The following is a 21,585-nucleotide window of genomic DNA, read 5'->3' as shown; positions in this document are numbered from 1 at the left end:
CCACCGAGTGGCCTGATTCTACTGCCGGTGCCCGGCAGATCGCTGGCAAGCCAAGCTCCCACGGCCTTCGGCCAGAATCAAAAGCAGGCGGCGCAGGAGAGGTGATCGCTTCTGCCCGGAGGGCGTGGGAGTCTGGCTTGCCGACGATCTGGCGCGAAGCGCCAGCCAACCCTGTGCACGCCATACCCCTGACCCACCGCATCGCCTGATATCACTGCCGGTGCCCGGCAGATCGCTGGCAAGCCGAGCTCCCACGGCCTACGGCCAGAATCAAAAGCACACAGCAACAGATGCCGACCGCTTCTGCCCGGAGGGCGTGGGAGTCTGCCGGGGCGGCGCTCCACCTTGCCGCCGATCTGGCGCGAAGCGCCAAGCAACCCTGTGCACGCCATACCCCTGACCCACCGCATCGCCTGATATCACTGCCGGTGCCCGGCAGATCGCTGGCAAGCCGAGCTCCCACGGCCTCTGGCCAGAATCAAATCACACAGCAACAGATGTCGATCGCTTCTGCCCGGAGGGCGTGGGAGTCTGCCGGGGTGGCGCTCCACCTTGCCGACGATCTGGCGCGAAGCGCCAGCCAAGCCTGTACACGCCATACCCCTGACCCACCGCGCCGTCATTCTATTGCCGGTGCCCGGCAGATCGCGGGAACGATCACCTGCAGATGACCCGCCGCTATCGCGAGCAAGCTCACTCCTACAGGGCCGTGTGCCCAGCGCTATCGAAAAGCCACAAAGGCCGCGGGTACGGCGCTATCCCAGGCTTCGCAGAATCTCCTCGGTGGCCATCACCTGCGCATACTCGCCATGCAGGTTGGCCAGGGACATGGCATGGATGTCCTCGGCTGTGCGCGGATGACCAAAATAGTCTGCGCCGTCGAAGGTGTAACAGGCGTCGTGGGGCACGATGACCTCAAAGCCCAGATTGCCGCCCGTGCGTGCGCTGGACTCCACCGAGTTGTTGGTCACGACTCCGACGATCACCAGTTGATTGATCCCGTCGGCCCGCAACCATCCCTCGAGCGCCGAATGGCAGAAGGCGTCCGGCACCTGCTTGTGCAACTCCCCTTCGCCGTCCAACGGCAAGAACGCAGGCTGGAACTCGACGCCCGACTGCCGGGGCCAGAACACTGAATCCTGCGAACGGGAAAAATGCCGGACGTGAATCACCGTGCGCCCGCTCTGCCGCCACGCTGCAAGCAGCGCCAACATCTGTTGCTCTGCCTGAGGATTGTTTCGCCGACCCAGTTTCGGGTGATTGATGCCTTGCTGCATGTCGATGATCACCAGCGCGGCTTTGTCGTGGATGTCCATTGTTCCTCTCTTGTTGATCGCTCACCTACACAGGCACTGCGGCTACCGTCGCAGCACCGTTTTCCGGCGCTCGCGATGTTCCCTGCGCCAGCGCTGGCAAGCCATGCGGTTACTGGCTATTTAACGCACTGAAGTGCCTGGCAAGATCCTGCTCGGCAAACAGCTCGATCACGAAGTCGACGAACGCTCGGGTCTTGCCCGGCAGCAGTTTGTGCTCACTGTAATAGATGCTGATATTGCCGTCCTCGACATACCAGTCGGGCAACACTCGCTGCAGCGTAGCGTTGCGCAGATAGGGCAAGGCGAATGGCATGCTCACCAACGCGACCCCCAGGTCCTGTGTGGCAGCGCGGCACGCCGCGTCGGAATCGCTCAAAGTCATCCGCACGTTCAGGCGCAAAGGGCTCTGCTCCCGGCTGCGATGACTCAGGGGCCAGGAGCGCACCCTTCCGGTCTGCGGAGAACGAATCACGATGGCGTCGCACTCACTCAGATCATCGGGGTGGTCAATTCCCGGATGCGCCTGCAGCCACTGCGGTGATGCCACCAGCACGCGATGGGCCGGCGCCAGCCTGCGTGCCACAACCCCCAGCGGCAGGTCGAAGCCGCCACCAATCGCCGCATCGAAACCCTGACCGATCAGGTCCACCTGGCGGTTATCGAAGTGCCAGTCGGGGGTGATCGCCGGATAGCGCCGCAAAAATTCGCCCAGCAGCGGCACCACATATAAACAGCCGAAAACAGTGCCTACGCTGACCTTCAAGGTGCCGGCCGGACTGCCTTCGGCGCTGGCCAGATTGGCAACGGCGTTCTGGATGGTGTTGAAGCTGGTGCGCACCTCTTCGAGAAATCGTTGACCGGCTTCAGTCAAGGTCAGCCGCCGGGTACTACGCTGGAACAGCCGCACGCCCATTCTGGCCTCCAGCTTTGCCACGCTCTTGCCCACGGCGGCGGGAGTCAGGCTCAGCCGCCGGGCAGCCGCGGCGAAGCTGCCGACTTCGGCGCTGCGCACAAAGCATTCAATGCTGCTGAAGTTTCCCATCGTACTCATTCACAACTTCTGGTTTACACAGACTATAGCGATTACTGGCTACCGAGGATGCAATCGACCACAGATACTGACGTCCATCCACTCACTGCTCAACGGTTACAGGAGATCAACATGACTCACCCAACCAACCTCATCGGTAAAGTAGCACTGGTTCAAGGCGGCTCCCGCGGCATCGGCGCGGCGATTGTCAAACGTCTGGCCGAACAGGGCGCAGCGGTTGCTTTCACCTTCGTCAGCTCCGAAGACAAGGCCCGCGCACTGCAGGACAGCATCACTTCCGGCCGTGGCAAAGCCTTGGCGATCAAGGCCGACAGCGCCAGTGCCGAAGCGATTCGCAGCGCCGTCAGCCAGACCGTGGAAGCCTTCGGCGGCGTCGACATCCTGGTCAATAACGCTGGCGTACTGGCCATCGCGCCACTGGAAGAGTTCACCCTGGAAGATTTCGACCGCACACTTGCGATCAACGTACGCAGCGTGTTCATCGCAAGCCAGGAAGCCGCCCGCCATATGAAAGAAGGCGGTCGCATCATCAACATCGGCAGCACCAACGCCGAGCGCATGCCTTTCGGCGGTGGCGGCGTGTACGCCATGAGCAAATCGGCACTGGTGGGTCTGACCAAAGGCCTGGCCCGCGACCTCGGCCCACGCGGTATCACCATCAACAATGTTCAGCCAGGCCCGGTGGACACCGACATGAACCCGGCCGACAGTGATTTCGCCAGCTCGCTCATGGGGCTGATGGCCATCCCCCGTTACGGCAGGGCTGAAGAAATCGCCGCCATGGTTGCCTACCTGGCAGGCCCGGAAGCGGGCTACGTCACGGGCGCCAGCCTGACCATCGACGGCGGCTTCGGCGCCTGAGAACCAGGCCTGCACCCGTCGCGCCCGGCCCCGGACTCCTCACAGGAACCGGGGCCGGGTGCTTTTCTGCTTAAGCGCATGAAAATTCTGAAAAAAAGTTTTGCCTTCGTAATAACTTTCGACTACATTAGCGCGCCTCGACAGACTGAACGTCTGAAGAGATACGGTGAAGTGTCCGAGTGGCTTAAGGAGCACGCCTGGAAAGTGTGTATACAAGAAATTGTATCGAGAGTTCGAATCTCTCCTTCACCGCCACATTCGATGTAAGCGAAACCCCTGAGATTCCTCGAGAACTCAGGGGTTTTGTGTTTTCGGGGTCCGCGCAGCAAGCCGTGCCCCCATGACCCCATGCGGGTGACCTTTCACTCGTTCGAGTGAACAACCCATCCGATACGACAGATTCCCCCGTGCGTATTCCCCCCCGAGCTGTTTTAACAACCGCAGAACATCGGAAAGCCCCGCGTCCACTCAATTGACCAGCTATGGTCTATTCGTTGCTGACTTTTCTAACGCGACAACTTAGTACGCGGCTAGTTTCATGCAAGATCACCCAGCCCGTATTCCGGCCCCCATTGCGCGCCCTGTCAGCACCATAGACAGGGCGCGAATTCGCAGGAGTAGGTTGATGAACGGTATTGGCAAACGTCTCAAACAGGAAAGGAAACGCTTGAATCTGACGCAGAGCGCTTTGGGAGCCATAGGCGGTGTAGAAGCCAACGCTCAAGGCCACTATGAAAGCGGACAACGTCTGCCCAGAGCCGACTATCTGTTCCGCGTCGCGGCAGCGGGTGTCGACATCAACCGCGTCGTGACCGGGGTAGATTCGAGCAACCGGACGCAAGGGCCTGCACTGACGGCGCTGATGGCCGGGCAGACAGCGGAAGATGGCGATAACGCCCAGAGTGTGGTGAGGATCATCGGTCAGTTACGACAGAGCCTGTGGGTCACCGCCAATGCGCTGTGCGAAGTGACGCGGCTGATCGACGCCAGTGAGCAGCAGTTGAGCGGCAACCCGATGGAGGATCACTTGCGGGTCTTGCAGGGAGACGCCGACCTGTTCGCCGCCCTGGCGCTGGCCAAAGTGCAAAAAGTCGATCACGAGACCCATTAGCCCGGCACCTCAGCGCTGACAGCCCCCTTCCTCCAGTGGTAGCCTTGCGCCACACAGGGAGGGGTTCAATGAAACAGTTTGCAGTCGCACTGGCGGCATCTGCGCTGTGCCTTAGCGGCGCGGCCAATGCAGAGGTGTTCAAGTGCATCACCCGCGATGGCAAGGTCAGCTTCGCCTCGACGCCCTGCCCCAGCTATGTCGGTGAAACGACGCAGCTACACCGCCCTGCCGCCGCCCGTCTTTCCAGTGACTGGGAAGAAGCCGACTTCCCCCATCGGGTCAACAAGAACGCCACCGAAATCCTGCAGGTCAGCCGGCGCAGGAAGATCATCATTACCAATGAAAAGGAAATCTCCGACCGCCTGCAAAGCATTCGCCCGCCTCCGCCCGGCGTACCGTCCACTTGTGTCGCGCCGATGTACGACAGCGCCTGTTTTGACCCTTCGGGTGGAAAGGTCCGGCAGCCGGTCAAGGGCAGTCTGTTTCACTGACGTCCATCCCCTGTAGCAGTCCGCCTTGCCGGCGGCGACGAACTGGACACTGCCACGCCGGCAAGCCGTGTTGCGGCACAAGCACGAGATCGACTCGCTAAAGACTCACCCACGCGAACACCGCTTACTTCTGGTTTTTCTGAACTGAATATTTATCGGCGCCGATGTTACCGAATGTGAGAGCTGCTTACAGTCATGCCCCATCGCCAGAACCACAACAACGAGACGGCCATGACCTCCACCGTGCACCTCAAGGAACACGTTCAGCAAGCAGCCAATGAGCTGATTGCCGCGTTCGCCAGCAACGACACCGATGCCTACTTCGCAGCCTTCAGCGAAGACGCCACTTTCCTGTTTTACACCTTGCCCGCCCCGCTGCTGTCACGCGCCGCCTACCGCGAAGTGTGGAATGGCTGGCAAGCCGACGGATTCGCCGTGCTGGATTGCCAGTCGAGCAAGGTCACGATCAGCCTGCAGGGTGATGTGGCGATTTTCATCCATGAGGTGGCCACCCACGTGCGTTTCGGCAGCGAAGAAAGCCGCTTCAATGAACGCGAGACCATTGTCTTTCGTCATCAGGGCCAGCGTTGGTTGGCCTGTCACGAGCATTTGTCGGCACAACCCTGATATTCCGGGCAGGCGAGCGACCGATCAGAGTCCGCCGTCAGCACCCTTGAACACTGATTACGCCCCGCGTCACGCAACCCTTAAGGTCGGCCTTGCCGACCACTGCCAATGCCACGGCCGGACATGATCCGGTCGACAATACGGGCGGCACCCAGGTGCCAGCCTCATAACAACACGACAGCGCGCAGGAAACCGTCATGTCACATCCCACTACCAGCATCGAAACCTTCGGCGTCGAACAAATTCCCGACGATCAACGCGATGCATCGCCCATCGACCTGTTCCGCCTCACTTTCGGCGGTGCCAACACCTTCGCCACGGCGGTGCTCGGCAGCTTTCCGGTGCTGTTCGGCCTGTCGTTCCAGGCCGGTGTCTGGTCGATCCTGCTGGGCATCGTCCTGGGCTCGATCATTCTCGCGCCAATGGGGCTCTTCGGCGCGCTCAACGGCACCAACAACGCTGTTTCTTCAGGGGCTCATTTCGGCGTACACGGGCGAATCGTAGGCTCGTTCCTGTCGCTGCTGACGGCGGTGGCGTTCTTCTCGCTGTCGGTGTGGAGCTCTGGTGATGCGTTGATCGGTGGCGCCAAGCGCATGGTCGGCCTGGCGGAAAACGACCTGACGCTGGCGATCGCGTACGGCATGTTCGCGGTGCTGGTGCTGGTGGTATGCATCTATGGCTTTCGCTTCATGCTGTGGGTCAACAAGATCGCGGTATTCGCCTCAAGCGCTCTGTTTCTGCTTGGTATCTTCGCCTTCAGCGGCAGTTTCGACGCGGGCTTTGCCGGCACCGTCAACCACGGCAGCGAAGGTTTCTGGGCAGCGTTCATCGGCGCGGCGCTGCTGGCCATGAGCAACCCGGTTTCGTTCGGCGCCTTCCTCGGCGACTGGTCGCGCTATATCCCGCGCCAGACCTCGAAGAAACGCATCATGGCCTCGGTGTTCCTGGCGCAGATCTGCACCTTGATTCCGTTCCTGTTCGGCCTGTGCACCGCCACCATCGTCGCCACCCAGGCGCCGCAGTACATCACCGACAACAACTACGTCGGCGGCCTGCTGGCCGTGTCGCCGAGCTGGTTCTTCCTGCCGGTGTGCCTGATCGCAATCATTGGCGGCATGTCCACCGGGACCACTTCGCTGTACGGCACCGGCCTTGATATGTCGAGCATGTTCCCGCGTCTGCTCAACCGTGCCCAGGCGACGATTCTGATCGGTATCGCGGCGATTGCCTTCATCTTCATCGGCCGTTTCGCCTTCAACCTGGTGCAGAGCGTCTCCACCTTCGCCGTGCTGATCGTCACCTGCACCTCGCCATGGATCGTGATCATGGTGCTGGGCCTGATCATCCGCCGTGGCTTCTACCATCCGGCTGACCTGCAAGTGTTCACCCGCGGCCAGAGCGGTGGCCATTACTGGTTCGAAAACGGCTGGAACTGGCGCGGGCTGGGTGCCTGGATTCCGAGCGCGGCCATCGGCCTGTGCTTCGTCAACCTGCCGGGGCAGTTCGTCGGGCCACTGGGCAATCTGGCGGGCGGAATCGACATCAGCCTGCCGATCACCCTGGGTCTGGCGGCGTTGCTGTACATCACGCTGCTGCGCACCTTCCCCGAGCCTGTCGGGGTGTACGGTGAACATGGCCCGCACCCGCTGCTGGGCAGCAATGCCCACCGCAATGTGAAAGAACCGATGGTCATCGGCTGATCCAACGCTGCCATCGCATCAAGGGCCCGCCAAACAGACGGGCCCTTTTTGTTTGCGGCACCGACCGACGGACCGGCTCTGGCTGGCATGAGGCGATGACATCACGCACAATCGGGCCTCACGTCAGCATCCCTATAATAGAAAACGTCAGCTCGACCCACAGGAGATCACCCTCGCATGAACGCAAATGACTGGACCGAAGCTGCCCTGGCGAAATATATCGTGACCAACCCGGTGTTGAAGGCCGAGATCGCCGATCTCCCCCCACAGGAGCAGCACAAGCAGATCCTCTGGGCATTTGAAGACGAAGCCGAAGCGCAGAACATCCCGACCTGGGACCTGGCGCTGCAATTCATTGCCGAAACTCCGGAACAGCATCAGCAAATGCGCCTGGCCGCTCACAAGGAAGCTGCCGAGGCCCTGGACATGGATTGGGAGGAATACTGCGAGCTGAACGAGTTCGAGGGCTAACCCGCCTTTCACTGCTGCTCCGGGTCGCCCCTTTTACTGCCCTCACGCGGCCCGGATTCCTGACTCACTGGTCACCCTTTGCGCTTTACCTTGCCCCTGCGGGTGGGTAACGTCTGCGCCACTTCAAAACAAAAAAGGACTCGCCCCATGAGTGATTTGGTCGCCTATCAGCTGGACGACGGCGTTGCCACGCTGACCCTGAGCAATGGCAAGGTCAATGCCATCAGCAACGACGTCGTCGCAGCCTTCAATGCGGCGCTGGATCAGGCAGAAAAGGACCGCGCGGTGGTGATCGTCACCGGCCAGCCGGGCATCCTGTCCGGCGGTTATGACTTGAAAATCATGACGTCGAGCCCCGAGGCAGCGATGGATCTGGTGGCAGCAGGCTCGACCCTAGCGCGGCGCATGCTCTCGCACCCCTTCCCCATCGTCGTTGCCTGCAGCGGTCATGCCGTGGCAAAAGGGGCGTTTCTGCTGTTGTCGGCCGATTACCGGATCGGCGTCGAAGGCCCGTTCAGCATCGGCCTCAATGAAGTGCAGATCGGCATGACCATGCACAACGCCGGCATCGAACTGGCCCGCGACCGCCTGAGCAAAAGCGCCTTCGGCCGCTCGGTGATCAACGGCGAGATGTACGACCCCAAGGGCGCGCTGCAAGCCGGATTCCTCGACAAGGTGGTCAGCCCCGAAGAGCTCACCGACGCCGCTCGCACCGTGGCCCTGCAGTTGAAGAAGATCAACATGAAGGCGCACAAACAGACCAAATTGAAGGTCCGCAAGGCATTCCTCGAGACCCTGGACCAGGCTATCGAGCTGGATCGCCAGCATCAGTTCTAAGCCACACGATACCCTCTGTAGCAGCGCGGCTCGCCGGCGGTGACCACCTCGGACAGGTCACCGCCGGCAAGCCGCGCTGTTATCCGAAACAAATCCTCTGACACATCTTCTCAAACACCCTGAAACCACCCGTCAGCCCGCCGATTGCCGACTTCAGTGCACACCCGTACACTTCGCCACTTTTCATCCGCGGAGGGGTCTGCATGCTGTTTTTCTTGCGTATGTTGCTGATGGGACTGCACTTTATCGTTGCGGGCATGCTAGGGCTGCTGCTCGGCCTGTGCCGCCCGTTCAACCCTGACAACAGCCGCTTGTGCGCCCGCCTTTATGCACTGCCAGCCATGAGGATCCTGCGTTTGCGCCTGACCGCGCAGATGGGCCCGTCGTTCGAGGGCAGTCGGCCTTGCGTGATCGTCGCCAACCATCAGTCCAACTACGATCTGTTCATCCTGGGCAACATCGTGCCGCCGCGGACCGTCTGCATTGGCAAGAAAAGCCTGAAATGGGTGCCGTTCTTCGGTCAGTTGTTCTGGCTGGCGGGCAATGTGCTGATCGACCGCGGCAACCCCCTCAGGGCTCGCCTGTCCATCAGGCAGACCACCGAGACCCTGCAACACAAGGACACCTCGATCTGGGTATTCCCTGAAGGCACCCGCAACCTTGGCAAGGGCCTGTTGCCGTTCAAGCGTGGCGCCTTCCAGATGGCTATCGAGGCGGGCGTGCCGATCGTCCCGGTGTGCGTCAGCACCTACGTGCGCGACATGCGCCTCAATGCCTGGGACAGCGGCCAGGTGATGATCCGCGCGCTGCCCGCCCTGCCCACGGCCGGCCTCACCTGCGAAGACATCCCGGCGCTGATAGAACGCTGCCACGGCCAGATGCAGCAGTGCATCGAGCAGATGGACACGCAATTGCGCACGCCTGGACCGCTTGCCCAAACCGCGGCTGAACAGCTTGCACAAAACCCTCGAACTCGCTGAATTTCGCCGACTCTGAGAAGGTGGAGCACGCTAAGCTGCGTGTCAGTCACCCTCAAAAGAAGAAGCACATCACCATGGGTCGAGTTGTTGCTGCCGCGGTTTACAGCGCCGGAAAAAAAGTCACCAATATCACCCTCGACGAAGGTGCCGCCTGGGCCGCAAAGCCTGGGCATTTCGTCTGGATTGGCCTGGAGCAACCCAACGCCCAGGAACTGGCCTCGCTGCAAAAGCAGTTCTGCCTGCACGAACTGGCCATCGAGGATGCGCTGGAAATTCACAGCCGGCCCAAGCTTGAAACCTTCGGCGACGCGCTGTTTATCGTCACCTACGCGCCCATCCGCGAGAACGGCAAGCTGATCTTCATCGAAACCCATATCTTCGCCGGCAAGGGCTACATCATCACCTCGCGCAATGGCGATTCGAAGTCCTATGGACTGGTACGCCAACGCTGCGAGGCTCGGCCATTGCTGCTCGAGCACGGCGAAGATTTCGTGCTCTACGCGCTGCTCGACTTCGTCACCGAAAACTACCAGCCGGTGACCGAGGCCATTCATTGCGAGCTGGAGGAGCTTGAGCACAGCGTACTGAGCACCGAGCTCAACGAGGCCGACATCCACCGCATCCACAGCCTGCGCCGCGATCTGCTGCGCCTGCGGCGCTATGTATCGCCCATGGTCGAGATTGGCGAGGAGCTGCAAAAGCTCAGCTTCCCGTTCATCGACAAGAACATGCGCCCCTACTTTCGCGACGTCGAGATCCACGTCAAGCGGCAGATGGAGGACCTTGCCAACCTGCGCGACATCGCCAGCCAGACCATCGAGATCGGCCTGCTGCTGGAGTCTTCACGGCAAAGCCTGACCCAGCGCAAATTCGCCGCCTGGGCCGCGATTCTGGCGTTTCCAACGGCCATTGCCGGGATCTACGGGATGAACTTCCAGAACATGCCGGAGCTGAGCTGGCATTACGGTTATTTCGCCGTGCTGGGGGTGATCGTGGGTGGCTGCGCAATCTTGTTTGCCAGCTTTAAGCGGTCGGGATGGTTGTAGATCCTGCGGCCGATGCGCTGTTTCTCTGACCCGATACAGCCCTGTAGCAGCACGGCTTGCCCGCGGTGGCTTACTGAGGATCCCACCGCCGGCAAGCCGTACTGCTACAGGGCTGAGGCCAGCCACTGAAAATCAGGCGACTTGCGGCTTGTTTGCCACAAATCGCATCATCCACTCGGCGACCGTAGTGCCGTGATGTTCTTGCTCAAGGCTGGCGATGCCTTTGCTATAGACCTGCTCGCCCAGCGCATCCTGTCGAATATCGAGCAGCGTGCGCGAGTAATCGTGGATGAACTCCGGATGGCCCTGGAAGCACAGCACTTGATCATTGATGTGATAGGCGGCGAACTGGCAGAACTCGCTGGAGGCAATCACCGTTGCGCCTTCTGGCAACGCGGTGACCTGATCCTGATGGCTGATCAGCAGGGTCAGCTTGTCCATCGCCGGGGTCATCCACGCCTGGGCCGGCGCCAGGTCGTAGTGATGAATACCCACACCCCAGCCCTGCGTCGCCCGCTCGGTCTTGCCGCCCAGCAACAGCGCCAGCAACTGATGGCCGAAGCAGACGCCGAGCAACTTGTCGCCACGGCTATAGCGCTCGAGCAGATAGGTCCTCAGGGTCTCAATCCACGGGTCGGTGCCAAAGGAGTCAGCCTTGGAACCTGTGATCAGGTACGCATCGAAGCGCTCGCCATCAGGGGGATAGTCACCCTGCATCACGTTATAGACGACGAATTCGGCCGGGATCGGCTGACGGGAAAACAGCGACTGGAACATGCGCCCATAACCCTGATACTGATCGACCAGTTCCGGGCGAAGGACGTCGGTTTCCAGAATACAGATGCGTAACGACATAAAAATACCTGAAGCGACAAAGGCGAAAATGCGCACGCCCAAGCCTGCCTTGAAGGCCGAGGCAAGGCAAGGGCCGTTTGTGCCACAGCGCTGAATGCCGCTGAGCCGTCGTCGGAAGCATCGCTGCCTTGCGGCGAAACTCCCGTAGCCGCGCGGCTTGCCGGCGATGATCTGCGCAAGACGGCTCTCGCCGGCCAGCCGGACGGCTACAGGGTCGTGTTTATCTGCCAGTCCAGCGTTTCGGACTTGCTCAGAACACCTGGCCGTTCAGGGCCTTGTCCAGCAGCAGCGCCGGTGGCTCGAAGCGCTCGCCATAGTGTTCGGCCAGATACTGCGCGCGGGCCACGAAATCCTTGAGCCCGTATTGATTGATGAACTGCAGCGCGCCGCCGGTCCAGGCCGGAAAGCCGATGCCGAATATCGAGCCGATGTTGGCGTCGATGGTTGAGCGCAGCACGCCCTCCTCGACGCAGCGCACGGTTTCGATCGCCTGGATGAACAGCAGGCGGTCGCGTATCTCCTGACCTGCAATCTGCGCATCGGGCTTTTCGAATCGCGCCGCCAGTTCGGGCCACAGCCGCTTGGGCGCGCCTTCGGGGTAATCGTAGAAACCACCACCGGCCGCCTTGCCGGCGCGCTTGTACTCGTTGACCAACAGATCGATCACGGCGCTGGCCGGATGCTCGGCCGGCGTCTGGCCCTGCTCGGCCAGATCCTTGCGCGCCTGTTCGCGGATGTGGCTCATCAGGCTCAACGACACTTCATCGGACACCGCCAGCGGTCCCACCGGCATCCCCGCCTTGCGCGCCTCGGTTTCGATCATCACCGCACACACGCCCTCGCCCAGCATGGCGATGCCTTCGTTGGTGTAGGTGGCGAAAACCCGCGAGGTGAAAAACCCGCGAGCGTCGTTGACCACGATCGGCGTCTTGTTGATCTGCTGTACGAAGTCAAAGGCACGCGCCAGGGTCATGTCGTTGGTCCGCGCGCCCTTGATGATTTCCACCAGACGCATCTTCTCCACCGGACTGAAAAAATGCATGCCGACGAACCGCTCCTGACGACTGACCGCTTTGGCCAGCCCGGTAATAGGCAAGGTCGAGGTATTGGATGCAATCACCGCGTAGGGCACCACCACCTGCTCGGCCGCGGAGCTGACCTGCGCCTTGAGTTCGCGGTCTTCGAACACTGCCTCGATGATCAGATCGCAGCCTTCCAGATCACTGTCGCGGCCAGTGGTCTTGATCCGCCCCAGCACCGCGTCACGCTTTTCAGGGGCCATCCTGCCGCTGGCGACTTGCTTGTCCAGCAGCCTCACCGAATAGTCTTTGCCCTTCTGTGCGGCGGCCAGGTTGACGTCCTTGAGCACCACATCGACACCGGCCAGCGCCGTCACATAGGCGATCCCGCCGCCCATCATGCCGGCGCCGAGTATGCCGACCTTGCGCATGTGGTACACCGGCGGCGCCTTGGGCCGCGATTGGCCGGCATTGAGTTCGTTGAGCCCAAACCAGGTGCCGATCATGTTCTTGGCGATCTGCCCGGTGGTGAGCTGGGTGAAATACCGTGCCTCGATCTTCTCGGCGGTATGAAAGTCCACCTGGGCGCCCTCGACGGCCGCTGCGAGGATTTTCTCCGGCGCCGGATAACAACCCTGGGTCTTGCTGCGCAGGATCGACGGTGCGATGGCCAGCATCTGCGCGACCTTCGGATGCGACGGCCCACCCCCGGGGATCTGAAAACCCGGCTGGTCCCAGGCCTTGCTTGGCGTGGGATTGGCCACAATCCACTGACGCGCCTTGGCCAGCAGGTCATCGGCATCGCTGGCCAGTTGATCGACCAGCCCTGCCTTCAAGGCCTGTTGCGCGCTCAGGGTCCGGCCCTCCATCAGCAACGGCAGGGCCTTTTCCAGCCCCAGCATGCGCACCAGACGCACCGTGCCGCCGCCACCGGGCAGCAGACCCAGGGTGACTTCCGGCAAGCCCAGGCGCACCTGTCGGTCATCGATGGCAATGCGCTGATGGCAGGCCAGGCATAACTCCCAGCCGCCGCCCAACGCCGCGCCATTGATCGCTGCCACCACCGGTTTGCCAAAGGTTTCCAGGGCCCGCAGTTGTGCCTTGAGTTCCAGCGTCATGTGATAAAACCAATGGGCTGCAGAGGCATCGACCTGGACCAGCTCATTGAGATCACCGCCGGCAAAGAAGGTCTTTTTCGCCGAACGAAGAATCACCCCGATGATTTCATCCTTGTCTGCCTGCAGCCGGACGAGGGTTTCGGCCATGGCCTGGCGATACACCGCGTTCATGGTGTTGGCCTGCTGACCGGGCATGTCCAGGGTCAGCGTGACGATCTGATCGGGGCCGATGTGGTAATGGATGGCATCAGTCATGCGGTCGTTCTTCCTGAAACTGTTTTTATGAAGGGATTTGCCAGCGTCGCATCGCTCACCGAAGCCGTGCGGCTACACCCGCTCGATGATCGTGGCAATCCCCATACCGCCGCCGACACACAGGGTTGCCAGACCATAGCGCAGCTGGCGGGCCTCCAGCTCGTCAAGCAGAGTGCCGAGGATCATGCAACCGGTGGCCCCGAGTGGATGGCCCAAGGCGATCGACCCCCCGTTGACGTTGACCTTGTCCGGGTCCACGCCCATGTCCTTGATGAACTTGAGCACCACCGAGGCAAACGCCTCGTTGACCTCGAACAGGTCGATGTCCTGAATCTTCAGCCCCGCCCGCGCCAGCGCCTTGCGTGTAGCCGGTGCCGGCCCGGTCAACATGATGGTCGGATCGGTGCTGGTGACCGCGGTAGCGACGATCCGGGCGCGCGGCTGCAGACCCAGTTCCTGACCTTTTTGCGCGGACCCCACAAGCATCAACGCGGCGCCATCGACGATGCCGGAGCTGTTGCCAGGCGTATGCACATGCTCGATGCGCTCGACACGGCTGTAGACCCGCAACGCGGTAGCGTCATAGCCCATCTGGCCAATGGCCTGGAAGCTGGGCTTGAGCTTGCCCAGGCCTTCGAGCGTGGAGTCGGCGCGGATGAACTCATCATGGTCAAGCAAGAGCATGCCGTTCTGATCCTTGACCGCCACCAGTGAGCGCTCGAACGCGCCGTTGTCTCGGGCCCGCGCCGCCTTCTGTTGGGAGTGCAGCGCGTAGCGGTCGACATCGTCGCGGCTGAAACCTTCCAGGGTGGCGATCAGGTCGGCACCGATGCCTTGCGGGGTGAAATGCGTGTGCAGGTTGGTCTGCGGGTCGAGCACCCAGGCACCGCCGTCGCTGCCCATCGGCACCCGCGACATCGACTCGACGCCGCCGACTACCACCAGATCTTCGAAGCCGGAGGCGATCTTCATGGCGCCCAGGTTGACCGCCTCAAGCCCCGAAGCGCAGAAGCGGTTGATCTGCACGCCGGCCACACTGATGGCCCAGTCCGCAACCAATGCAGCGGTCTTGGCGATGTCTGCGCCCTGATCCCCCACCGGGGTCACGCAACCGAGCACAATGTCATCGACCTGGCTGGTGTCCAGTTGGTTACGCATCTGCAACTTGCTCAGAAGCCCGGCCACCAGGGTCACTGGCTTGACGCTGTAAAGCGAACCATCGGCCTTGCCCTTGCCCCGGGGAGTGCGCAATGCATCAAAAATAAAAGCCTCGGTCATCGTACCCCTCGCTGCCCTGCTGGATTTTCTCGTTGTGCCGCCACCATAACGCTCATACGGATGCTTGCAATGATCAAAGTGCTCAGGTGGCTTGACTGTGAAGAAGGGTAGCTGGTTGTAGGAAATTTCGGGCTCGGACGAACGGTAGTGACTTATTGGAGTAGTCGCGACATGCGCCAAGGCGTCTAGCAAGGGAACCGATGGGCGATGGCGAACTGACTTATTCCAGAAACATGCAGTATTGGTCGCTTATTCATAGTGAACAGATCTAAGCCGCGCCGCACGCCGCCTCTAAGGTTAAGTCAGTAGCAGAGGCGCATTAGAAAAACGATTCACCAAGCGCCCATTGTCACCGATGGTTTTATCGGGACACCTGCTCTTTGATTCCACCTTTGCCAGCTGCCGCTTCTTTCATTGACGAAGCAGTGAGCTTTTGTCGCTCAGGAATAACAATAAAGGCACGCGCTATGTTCAAGCATTCGAAAGTACGTCAAGCGGGACTGATTGTTTTCGCCACCACTCTTTTATTGATTTTGCCGAACCTGACACGCTTGTTCGGCTGAAGCTTCATGCTCGCCTTGTGGGGCTGCGTATTTGTGCCACTCTTTGCGCATTCAACAGGAGGATGAGTGCATGCGTCAGTGGCTGGCAGTTTTCGCACTGGGTCTAAGCGTAGCGGCTCAGGCAGGCCCGGTCGAACAGGCCGAAGCGGTGATCGCGATCAAGGAGGGCAAGCTTGCCATCGACGTTCGTAGTCAGAGCGAGTACGAAGCCGGCACGGTACTCAATGCCGTGCGCGTCGATGAGCGGCGCCTGGTGCCTCAACTGCGGCAGGTGATGACGGATCGCAACCTGGTGATGGTGGTCTTCAGCTCAAGCGACGCGCGGGCAGGCAGCGCGCAGGACAAGCTGCGCAAGGCCGGATACACCAGCATCCTCAATGGCGGCACGTACGACGAGTTGCACAATGCGCTGTACGACGTCACCGACGATCCTGCCGAGTGACCGCCCTCTTGCGCTCTCTGACGATGCTCGCGGCAATCCTGCTGGCGCTGCCAGTGCAGGCTGCCCAACTGACCTTCGACCTCGGCACGGGCTCGCGCACCTGGGACACCGCGCAGTTGCTGCACCACCCACAAGCAAGGGACATCGACATACCTGACGACGTCTCCTACAAGCGCGCCATGCACTACCGGGCTGTCCCCATGGCGGCGCTGCTCGAAGGTGTAGCAGCCGATGCACATCTACAAGCGGAGGCCAGCGACGGTTTCGCTGCGCAGATGCCAGCCGGCTCATTGCTGCAAACGACGGGCGCGCAGGCGTGGCTGGCGGTGGAAGACCCCGCACACCCCTGGCCGGGGCTCGGCAAGGGAAAACCCGGTGCCGGGCCGTTCTATCTGGTCTGGACCAATCCTGCAGCCAGCCACATCAGCCCCGAGCAATGGCCGTACGCCGTCGCCAGATTTCGACTGCTGGCTTCGGTTGCCGAGCGTTTTCCAGCGCTGTTGCCCGACCCGAAGCTGGCCACCGACGACCCGGTCAACAAGGGCTTTGCCCTGTTTCAGAAAAACTGCCTGGCTTGCCACCGCCTCAATGGCGCGGGCGATGCGCAATTGGGCCCGGACCTGAATATTCCTCACAACCCCACCGAATACTTCGCCGCGGATTACCTCAAGCTCTATATCCGCAACCCGCAGAACCTGCGGCAATGGCCACAGGCGAAGATGCCAGCGATTACCCAGCAAGTGTTGTCGGACGAGGAATTGAATCAGGTGCTGGGGTATTTGAAGCACATGGCGGGAAGGAAGATCGCTCCGTAGCCCCATCGGTGTATGAGTGAGCTTGCTTGCGATTGCTTCAGGTCCTTGATATCCATCAGCGGCCAAGAGCAATCGCGAGCGAGCTCACTCCTACAATAAGGGGGTGTCTGCCAAATCAACTACGACTGGCGCTGCACCTGCATCTGCACCACAGGCGCAGCCACTGGCGCGGACGGCGATACCACCACCTTGGCGTGCATCTGCTCGCAGCCTCCGCCTCGACGCATGCCGCGTACCGGGCAGGCATCCAGGTAATCCAGGCCGACCGCCAGCTTCAAGTGGCGCTCCGGAATTGCCAGCTGGTTGGTCACGTCAAAGCTGTACCAGGCGTCGTCGATCCACGCCTCGGCCCAGGCATGACTGGCCAGGTGCTCGCTACTGTCGCTGTACAGGTACCCCGAGACATAACGCGCCGGCACCCCGAGGCTGCGCGCACACGCCAGAAACGCATGGGTGTGGTCCTGGCAGACGCCGGAGCGGCTGGCAAACGCCTCGGCAGCGCTGGTATCCACAGCCGTGGTGCCCGGGGTGTAGGTGATGTGCTGATTCAGCGCCTGCATCAGATCGATCAAGGCGTTGCGATTGGTGCGCTTTTTGGTTTCTTTGGCGGCGAAGGCGCGAATCGCCTCATCGGCTTCAGTCAGACGCGTGAAGCGCAGAAACGGCAGTGGAGACTGGCTTTCATGTTCGGCTTCGCGTTTCTCGTCGATTTCAACCTGACCCCGCGCGCCGATCACGATGGCCTCATGGGGCTCGTCCATGGTCAGCACGTGCAGGATGTTGCCAAACGGATCGACCTGCGCGCGCACCGGGCGCGGCAAGTCCAGTTGCCAGCTGAGCACTTGCTGGCGCTCGCTGTCGTGTGGGGTCAGACGCAAATACTGGATGCTGGCGCGGACCTGATCGTCATAGTGATAAGTGGTCTCGTGGCTAATTGAGAGTCTCATGCAGCCTCCAGGTAAGAAGTGTGAATAACGCTACCCAATTGGGCCAGCAGCGGAATGAATTCGTTCAACCATTCGTGCAGCCCCTCTTCGAGGATTTCGTCGATACCGGTGTAACGCAGGCGCGCATCCAGTTCGGCTGCCAGGCGTTGCGCCGGGCGGCCATTGGCGCCGGGCAGGCTGGCAAGGATCATGTCCAACTCCTCAAGGCATGCGCGCAGGGAGCGTGGAATGTCGGCACGCAACAGCAACAACTCGGCGACCTGCCGCGCCCCTGGCGCATCACGGTAGACTTCGGTGTAGGCCTCGAACGACGACAGCGCCCGCAGCAACGCACTCCACTGGTAATAGCCGGCGGCCGAGCTGTCCGCCGCAGCGTTGGCCGAAGGCCCGCGCAATTCAAGCATTTCGTAACGCGCATCGAGCATGCGCAGCGTGTTGTCGGCGCGCTCGATGAACGTCCCCAGGCGAATGAAACGAAACGCATCGTTACGCATGATGGTGCCGTAGGTCGCACCACGAAACAGGTGCGAACGTTCCTTGACCCATTCGCAGAACCGGCTCATGCCATAACGGCTCAGGCCCTGCTCAGCGATGCCACGAATCTCCAGATACGTGGCATTGATGTTTTCCCACATGTCCGCGGTAATGCGCCCACGCACTGCGTGCGCACTGGCTCGCGCCGCTCCCAGGCAGCTGAAAATGCTGGCCGGGTTGCTGGCGTCCAGGGCGAAGAAATGCAGCAAGCGCTCGGCGTGCAACTCGCCATGGCGCTCCAGATAATCGTCCAGGGTTCCGGTAATCAGCAGTGGCATGGCGATTTCATTGAGGCCATCACCGCGTCCGTCCTGAGGCATCAAAGACAACGAGTAACTGACGTCGAGCATCCGCGCGAGGTTTTCCGCCCGCTCCAGGTACCGCGACATCCAATATAAATCCGAGGCAGTTCTACTTAGCATTGGCAGGCATCCTTAATCCTCGACCACCCAGGTGTCCTTGGTTCCGCCGCCCTGCGACGAGTTGACCACCAGCGACCCTTCGCGCAACGCAACGCGGGTCAGTCCGCCAGGTACGACGCGGGTTTCGCGGCCAGACAGAACGAACGGGCGCAAGTCAATGTGCCGCGGGGCGATGCCGTTCTCGACGAAGGTCGGACAGGTCGACAGGGACAAGGTCGGTTGCGCGATATACGCATGTGGCTTGGCTTTGAGACGAGCACGGAAGGACTCGATTTCGGCGGCGGTTGCAGCCGGACCGACCAGCATGCCGTAGCCGCCGGAGCCTTGCGTTTCCTTGACCACCAGGTCACCGAGATTGGCCAGTACGTGGGAAAGCTCTTCGGGCTTGCGGCACTGCCAGGTCGGTACGTTCTTCAGGATCGGTTCTTCGTCCAGGTAGAAACGGATCATGTCGGTCACGAACGGGTAGACCGACTTGTCGTCCGCCACGCCGGTGCCGATGGCATTGGCCAGCACCACATTGCCCGAGCGATAGGCCGACAGCAGGCCCGGCACGCCAAGCATCGAGTCCGGGTTGAACGCCAGCGGGTCGAGAAACGCGTCGTCCAGGCGACGGTAAATCACGTCCACCGCCTTGGGGCCGTCGGTGGTGCGCATGAAGACCCGGTCATCACGCACGAACAAGTCAGCACCTTCGACCAGTTCGACGCCCATTTCCCGAGCCAGGAATGCATGCTCGAAGAACGCACTGTTGAAACGCCCGGGGGTCAGCACCACCACACTGGGATTGTCCAGCGGGCTGGAGCTTTTCAGGGTATCGAGCAGAAGGTTCGGATAGTGATCCACCGGCGCGATGCGCTGGGCGGCGAACAACTCGGGGAACAGGCGCATCATCATCTTGCGGTCTTCGAGCATGTAGCTCACGCCGCTGGGAGTGCGCAGATTGTCTTCGAGAACGTAATAGGTCCCGTCGCCATCGCGAACCAGATCGACCCCGGAGATGTGCGAATACAGGTCGCGGTGCAGATTCAGCCCTTGCATCGCCAACTGGTACTGCTCGTTGGCCAGCACCTGCTCGGCGGGAATGATTCCGGCCTTGATGATGCGTTGGTCGTGATACAGGTCGGCAAGGAACATGTTCAGTGCCTTGACCCGCTGAATGCAGCCGCGCTCGACCACACGCCATTCGCTGGCAGGGATGCTGCGAGGAATGGTATCGAAGGGGATCAGACGCTCGGTTCCCTGCTCGTCACCGTACAGCGTGAAGGTGATCCCGGCGCGATGAAATAAAAGATCGGCCTCACGCCGACGCTGAGCCAGCAGCTCAGGTGGCGCTTCACCCAGCCAACGGGCGAATTCCCGATAATGCGTACGGACCGAGCCGTCCACATCGTACATCTCGTCATAAAAGGTGCGGATCATGCCGTACTCCTTGTCACCATGGACACAGGGGCCTTCGCAAGGCCCGTGCCAGCGGCATAAACGCTTAGGAATCAATGGGTTGAATAAAGCCATCGAAGCGCCCGCACCAATCCTGTGCAAGAAGCGCCCTGCCCCATTCCCCAACGCTTCATGGCGAAGCATCCCGCCACTGAAAAATCTATTACCAGCATAGCCAGAGTTGATTTCCCGACAGGACTTTGTTTTCAGATAATGGCGCCACTCAACGCAAACACCCCACCGCAGACTGTGCGATCAATGCTTGTGTTACCGAACTCTGAAACGAAATTCCCTTTACGCCGCTCATACCCGAGCGGCTTTTTTTTGCCCTGTTTTTGGTAGGCAGGCTGGATGCCGGGTTGACGCTGGTAGCAACCCGGCTGGCCGGCAGTGACGACCTTTGAGATCGCCACTGCGGCAGACCGCATCGCTACAGCGTCGAAACATGCGGTGGGATCCACGGCGGCTAACCGCCTGGATTAAATCAATGCAGCCGTTTGATTTCCTGCTTGACGCCCCAGCCCTCGACCTCGCCGTCCAGCCCGAATATTGCGGTCTGAAAATCCTGTTCGAAGTCGCCGATTCCATCATAAGTGGCGTACATCAATTTGCTCAGCTGCAAGTGCCACGCGCCGTCCTCTCGGGCGTTGATCTGAGTATTAAGGGATTCACCGCGAAATTTGTCTGCTGCCTGACGCGCCCGCCCCTCGTCCGGGAAAACGGCATAGAACTCGATGGGATGTATGCGTGCGAAGTCGAAACCGCCTTCTTTCATGCGGCGCAGTACGTGGCTACTGATGTCTTCTTGATAGGTCGTGCTCATGAAACGTCCTCCTATGCAACGATAGATAGAGTTTCAACGATCCCCAGGCGCCTCTTCTGGAAAGGCGCCAAGCGACAGATCATCCGTCGCCTGGGACTCAAGCATGTCGCTGACAAGGCCGGTGCTGCTTTTACAAATCAGGCATCCGTACGTGAGCGGGCTCAGGTAGATGCTTCACCGGCCTCGCTTGGAGATTACGCGCATTATTGGCGCGTTGCCAATTGGCAAATAACGCCGGTCATACGCGTTTTGCCGACGCTTCTACGATGGAAATGATCTGTACCGCGTTCTGCTCCTTCAATATTTCCGCCGTGGGCGCCTTCGATCGACCATCCAGATCGTTCAGATCAAGCTCATTGACGACCGGGAATAGAATCGGGCGCAGATGCTGTGCCGCCTCCTCCTCACTGGGACGGTGCTCGAGTTCAAGATTGTGGCTTTGCTGCACACCATCTTTATCCTGAAACGAAATAGTCCAGACTTTCATCAATGTCTCCTCAGTCAGGCCGCACGCCGGCCTATCAAGGTCGGACTGCGTTTTTTTGTTATTCGTTCAACGTTTTGCCGAAGGTCAGCGCCCTTT

At 60.7% G+C, this 21,585-nt stretch carries 23 protein-coding genes and 1 tRNA gene; 13 read left to right on the top strand and 11 right to left on the bottom strand.

Features of this window, described 5'->3' with window-relative positions:
* Positions 1-209: hypothetical protein (locus ACI2KS_RS24260; RefSeq protein ID WP_404623545.1), on the top strand; the 209-nt coding region annotated here is incomplete at its 5' end.
* 546 nt (positions 210-755) lie between these two features.
* Here ACI2KS_RS24260 and ACI2KS_RS24255 read toward each other — a convergent pair.
* Both ACI2KS_RS24255 and ACI2KS_RS24250 read right to left on the bottom strand, forming a co-directional pair.
* Positions 756-1,316 (bottom strand): cysteine hydrolase family protein, encoded by a 561-nt coding sequence (locus tag ACI2KS_RS24255; RefSeq protein ID WP_404623544.1) that lies wholly within the window; start codon positions 1,314-1,316, stop codon positions 756-758.
* A 109-nt stretch (positions 1,317-1,425) separates the two neighbouring features.
* Positions 1,426-2,358: a LysR family transcriptional regulator gene (locus tag ACI2KS_RS24250; protein ID WP_404623553.1), complete on the bottom strand. Its 933-nt coding sequence runs from the start codon at positions 2,356-2,358 to the stop codon at positions 1,426-1,428.
* 120 nt (positions 2,359-2,478) lie between these two features.
* Between ACI2KS_RS24250 and ACI2KS_RS24245 the strand changes: the two genes are divergently transcribed.
* The 10 genes from ACI2KS_RS24245 to ACI2KS_RS24200 all read left to right on the top strand — a co-directional run bounded on the left by ACI2KS_RS24245 (position 2,479) and on the right by ACI2KS_RS24200 (position 10,491).
* A complete protein-coding gene (locus tag ACI2KS_RS24245) occupies positions 2,479-3,228 on the top strand; it encodes a 3-oxoacyl-ACP reductase family protein (protein ID WP_404623543.1) in 750 nt (249 codons plus the stop codon).
* Positions 3,229-3,393: 165 nt separating this feature from the next.
* A tRNA-Ser gene (locus ACI2KS_RS24240) sits at positions 3,394-3,483 on the top strand.
* A 370-nt stretch (positions 3,484-3,853) separates the two neighbouring features.
* Positions 3,854-4,339, top strand: coding sequence for a helix-turn-helix domain-containing protein (locus tag ACI2KS_RS24235; RefSeq protein WP_404623542.1), 486 nt, complete (start codon positions 3,854-3,856; stop codon positions 4,337-4,339).
* 68 nt (positions 4,340-4,407) lie between these two features.
* Positions 4,408-4,830: a DUF4124 domain-containing protein gene (locus tag ACI2KS_RS24230; RefSeq protein WP_404623541.1), complete on the top strand. Its 423-nt coding sequence runs from the start codon at positions 4,408-4,410 to the stop codon at positions 4,828-4,830.
* Between the two features lie 231 nt (positions 4,831-5,061).
* On the top strand, positions 5,062-5,457 hold the full coding sequence (locus ACI2KS_RS24225) for a YybH family protein (protein ID WP_404623540.1): 396 nt from the start codon (positions 5,062-5,064) through the stop codon (positions 5,455-5,457).
* Positions 5,458-5,654: 197 nt separating this feature from the next.
* Positions 5,655-7,157 (top strand): purine-cytosine permease family protein, encoded by a 1,503-nt coding sequence (locus ACI2KS_RS24220; RefSeq protein WP_404623538.1) that lies wholly within the window; start codon positions 5,655-5,657, stop codon positions 7,155-7,157.
* Positions 7,158-7,334: 177 nt separating this feature from the next.
* Entirely contained in the window at positions 7,335-7,628 is a 294-nt protein-coding gene (locus ACI2KS_RS24215; RefSeq protein WP_404623537.1) for a DUF6388 family protein, read from the top strand.
* A gap of 147 nt (positions 7,629-7,775) precedes the next feature.
* Positions 7,776-8,465: a crotonase/enoyl-CoA hydratase family protein gene (locus ACI2KS_RS24210; protein ID WP_404623536.1), complete on the top strand. Its 690-nt coding sequence runs from the start codon at positions 7,776-7,778 to the stop codon at positions 8,463-8,465.
* Positions 8,466-8,668: 203 nt separating this feature from the next.
* Positions 8,669-9,445 (top strand): lysophospholipid acyltransferase family protein, encoded by a 777-nt coding sequence (locus tag ACI2KS_RS24205; protein ID WP_404623535.1) that lies wholly within the window; start codon positions 8,669-8,671, stop codon positions 9,443-9,445.
* A 74-nt stretch (positions 9,446-9,519) separates the two neighbouring features.
* The gene (locus ACI2KS_RS24200) at positions 9,520-10,491 is read left to right on the top strand and encodes a magnesium and cobalt transport protein CorA (protein WP_404623534.1); all 972 of its coding nucleotides are present in this window, start codon (positions 9,520-9,522) and stop codon (positions 10,489-10,491) included.
* A gap of 132 nt (positions 10,492-10,623) precedes the next feature.
* Here ACI2KS_RS24200 and ACI2KS_RS24195 read toward each other — a convergent pair whose 3' ends face one another.
* The 3 genes from ACI2KS_RS24195 to ACI2KS_RS24185 all read right to left on the bottom strand — a co-directional run bounded on the left by ACI2KS_RS24195 (position 10,624) and on the right by ACI2KS_RS24185 (position 15,016).
* Positions 10,624-11,346, bottom strand: a complete 723-nt coding sequence (locus ACI2KS_RS24195; protein WP_404623533.1) for an amidotransferase — start codon at positions 11,344-11,346, stop codon at positions 10,624-10,626.
* Between the two features lie 250 nt (positions 11,347-11,596).
* Positions 11,597-13,738 (bottom strand): 3-hydroxyacyl-CoA dehydrogenase NAD-binding domain-containing protein, encoded by a 2,142-nt coding sequence (locus ACI2KS_RS24190; RefSeq protein WP_404623532.1) that lies wholly within the window; start codon positions 13,736-13,738, stop codon positions 11,597-11,599.
* A 72-nt stretch (positions 13,739-13,810) separates the two neighbouring features.
* Entirely contained in the window at positions 13,811-15,016 is a 1,206-nt protein-coding gene (locus ACI2KS_RS24185) for an acetyl-CoA C-acetyltransferase (protein WP_404623531.1), read from the bottom strand.
* A gap of 633 nt (positions 15,017-15,649) precedes the next feature.
* On the opposite strand from ACI2KS_RS24185, the gene ACI2KS_RS24180 reads away from it, so the two are divergent.
* Positions 15,650-16,021 (top strand): rhodanese-like domain-containing protein, encoded by a 372-nt coding sequence (locus tag ACI2KS_RS24180; RefSeq protein ID WP_404623530.1) that lies wholly within the window; start codon positions 15,650-15,652, stop codon positions 16,019-16,021.
* Between the two features lie 8 nt (positions 16,022-16,029).
* Positions 16,030-16,836 carry a c-type cytochrome gene (locus ACI2KS_RS24175; RefSeq protein ID WP_404623552.1) on the top strand — a complete coding sequence of 269 codons (807 nt, stop codon included), beginning with the start codon at positions 16,030-16,032 and terminating at the stop codon, positions 16,834-16,836.
* Positions 16,837-16,955: 119 nt separating this feature from the next.
* Here ACI2KS_RS24175 and ACI2KS_RS24170 read toward each other — a convergent pair whose 3' ends face one another.
* From ACI2KS_RS24170 to ACI2KS_RS24145, 6 genes are all read right to left on the bottom strand, one after another.
* Positions 16,956-17,783, bottom strand: a complete 828-nt coding sequence (locus ACI2KS_RS24170) for a transglutaminase domain-containing protein (protein WP_404623529.1) — start codon at positions 17,781-17,783, stop codon at positions 16,956-16,958.
* On the bottom strand, positions 17,780-18,739 hold the full coding sequence (locus ACI2KS_RS24165; RefSeq protein ID WP_404623528.1) for an alpha-E domain-containing protein: 960 nt from the start codon (positions 18,737-18,739) through the stop codon (positions 17,780-17,782). The genes ACI2KS_RS24170 and ACI2KS_RS24165 overlap by 4 nt, the downstream gene beginning before the upstream one ends.
* Positions 18,740-18,751: 12 nt before the next feature.
* Complete coding sequence (locus ACI2KS_RS24160; protein ID WP_404623527.1) at positions 18,752-20,161, bottom strand: circularly permuted type 2 ATP-grasp protein; 1,410 nt, start codon at positions 20,159-20,161, stop codon at positions 18,752-18,754.
* A 224-nt stretch (positions 20,162-20,385) separates the two neighbouring features.
* The gene (locus ACI2KS_RS24155; protein WP_404623526.1) at positions 20,386-20,640 is read right to left on the bottom strand and encodes a hypothetical protein; all 255 of its coding nucleotides are present in this window, start codon (positions 20,638-20,640) and stop codon (positions 20,386-20,388) included.
* A 23-nt stretch (positions 20,641-20,663) separates the two neighbouring features.
* The gene (locus ACI2KS_RS24150) at positions 20,664-21,002 is read right to left on the bottom strand and encodes a ribonuclease E inhibitor RraB (protein ID WP_404623525.1); all 339 of its coding nucleotides are present in this window, start codon (positions 21,000-21,002) and stop codon (positions 20,664-20,666) included.
* Positions 21,003-21,240: 238 nt separating this feature from the next.
* Positions 21,241-21,489: a hypothetical protein gene (locus ACI2KS_RS24145; RefSeq protein WP_404623524.1), complete on the bottom strand. Its 249-nt coding sequence runs from the start codon at positions 21,487-21,489 to the stop codon at positions 21,241-21,243.
* Between the last annotated feature and the right edge of the window lie 96 nt (positions 21,490-21,585).

Source organism: Pseudomonas sp. NPDC087358 (genome assembly GCF_044900785.1).
Lineage (GTDB): Bacteria > Pseudomonadota > Gammaproteobacteria > Pseudomonadales > Pseudomonadaceae > Aquipseudomonas.
Note: the sequence above shows the minus strand (reverse complement) of the source record. Positions and strands in the feature narration are given on the sequence as shown.

Bases quoted from the DNA above. Each gene is read 5' to 3' on its own strand.
- ACI2KS_RS24180 (WP_404623530.1), top strand. From the start codon at position 15,650: ATGCGTCAGTGGCTGGCAGTTTTCGCACTGGGTCTAAGCGTAGCGGCT.
- ACI2KS_RS24185 (WP_404623531.1), bottom strand. From the start codon at position 15,016: ATGACCGAGGCTTTTATTTTTGATGCATTGCGCACTCCCCGGGGCAAG.
- ACI2KS_RS24230 (WP_404623541.1), top strand. From the start codon at position 4,408: ATGAAACAGTTTGCAGTCGCACTGGCGGCATCTGCGCTGTGCCTTAGC.
- ACI2KS_RS24145 (WP_404623524.1), bottom strand. From the start codon at position 21,489: ATGAAAGTCTGGACTATTTCGTTTCAGGATAAAGATGGTGTGCAGCAA.
- ACI2KS_RS24245 (WP_404623543.1), top strand. From the start codon at position 2,479: ATGACTCACCCAACCAACCTCATCGGTAAAGTAGCACTGGTTCAAGGC.
- ACI2KS_RS24235 (WP_404623542.1), top strand. From the start codon at position 3,854: ATGAACGGTATTGGCAAACGTCTCAAACAGGAAAGGAAACGCTTGAAT.
- ACI2KS_RS24165 (WP_404623528.1), bottom strand. From the start codon at position 18,739: ATGCTAAGTAGAACTGCCTCGGATTTATATTGGATGTCGCGGTACCTG.
- ACI2KS_RS24255 (WP_404623544.1), bottom strand. From the start codon at position 1,316: ATGGACATCCACGACAAAGCCGCGCTGGTGATCATCGACATGCAGCAA.
- ACI2KS_RS24170 (WP_404623529.1), bottom strand. From the start codon at position 17,783: ATGAGACTCTCAATTAGCCACGAGACCACTTATCACTATGACGATCAG.
- ACI2KS_RS24150 (WP_404623525.1), bottom strand. From the start codon at position 21,002: ATGAGCACGACCTATCAAGAAGACATCAGTAGCCACGTACTGCGCCGC.
- ACI2KS_RS24160 (WP_404623527.1), bottom strand. From the start codon at position 20,161: ATGATCCGCACCTTTTATGACGAGATGTACGATGTGGACGGCTCGGTC.
- ACI2KS_RS24250 (WP_404623553.1), bottom strand. From the start codon at position 2,358: ATGGGAAACTTCAGCAGCATTGAATGCTTTGTGCGCAGCGCCGAAGTC.
- ACI2KS_RS24220 (WP_404623538.1), top strand. From the start codon at position 5,655: ATGTCACATCCCACTACCAGCATCGAAACCTTCGGCGTCGAACAAATT.
- ACI2KS_RS24215 (WP_404623537.1), top strand. From the start codon at position 7,335: ATGAACGCAAATGACTGGACCGAAGCTGCCCTGGCGAAATATATCGTG.
- ACI2KS_RS24210 (WP_404623536.1), top strand. From the start codon at position 7,776: ATGAGTGATTTGGTCGCCTATCAGCTGGACGACGGCGTTGCCACGCTG.
- ACI2KS_RS24225 (WP_404623540.1), top strand. From the start codon at position 5,062: ATGACCTCCACCGTGCACCTCAAGGAACACGTTCAGCAAGCAGCCAAT.
- ACI2KS_RS24200 (WP_404623534.1), top strand. From the start codon at position 9,520: ATGGGTCGAGTTGTTGCTGCCGCGGTTTACAGCGCCGGAAAAAAAGTC.
- ACI2KS_RS24190 (WP_404623532.1), bottom strand. From the start codon at position 13,738: ATGACTGATGCCATCCATTACCACATCGGCCCCGATCAGATCGTCACG.
- ACI2KS_RS24195 (WP_404623533.1), bottom strand. From the start codon at position 11,346: ATGTCGTTACGCATCTGTATTCTGGAAACCGACGTCCTTCGCCCGGAA.
- ACI2KS_RS24205 (WP_404623535.1), top strand. From the start codon at position 8,669: ATGCTGTTTTTCTTGCGTATGTTGCTGATGGGACTGCACTTTATCGTT.